The 459-nt window shown below is 34.0% G+C and carries 1 protein-coding gene; it reads right to left on the reverse strand.

Annotated elements, in window-relative coordinates:
* A partial coding sequence (locus HUA76_RS44795) for a hypothetical protein (protein WP_174464429.1) occupies positions 1–435 on the reverse strand: 435 nt, incomplete at its 3' end.
* Between the last annotated feature and the right edge of the window lie 24 nt (positions 436–459).

A 459-nucleotide genomic window follows, 5' to 3' on the forward strand; every position in this document is an offset into this window, starting at 1 on the left:
TATTTTTCGAATTGATTTGCTCTCGTTTATAGGGTTCTGGTTTGTGTTCTTAATTGGATTAAATTGATTTTCTATTATTGGAGCTGCAATTGTAGTTGTATATGCCGGAATTGTGCCAATGGGCGTTGTGCTAATGTGTGTTGTGCCAGTGCCAATAGATGTTGTGCGATCTAGAACAGAAGTTGGTAAAACGTCATCTGCCCACATTTTTCTAACGTTCAAAGTCTTAGAGCTAGTGTCAGCTTGACTGTTATTGAAGTAGTTTTCGTTTTCTTTTCTTTTATTTTTGTAGTTAGATTCGTATGTATCAGTTATATCAGTGTAGTTATTTTCGATATTTCTTACACTGTTAAATGATATCGTTTCTGAATCTTCTTCTGTTTCATGTGAAACATTGATAGTTTGTGACGTATTTTCACTATCTTGATAGTTCATATCGCTAGAGAATTTAGAGGTTTG

It is taken from the genome of Myxococcus sp. CA056, assembly GCF_013336715.1.
GTDB classification, from domain to species: Bacteria; Myxococcota; Myxococcia; order Myxococcales; family Myxococcaceae; genus Myxococcus; species Myxococcus llanfairpwllgwyngyllgogerychwyrndrobwllllantysiliogogogochensis.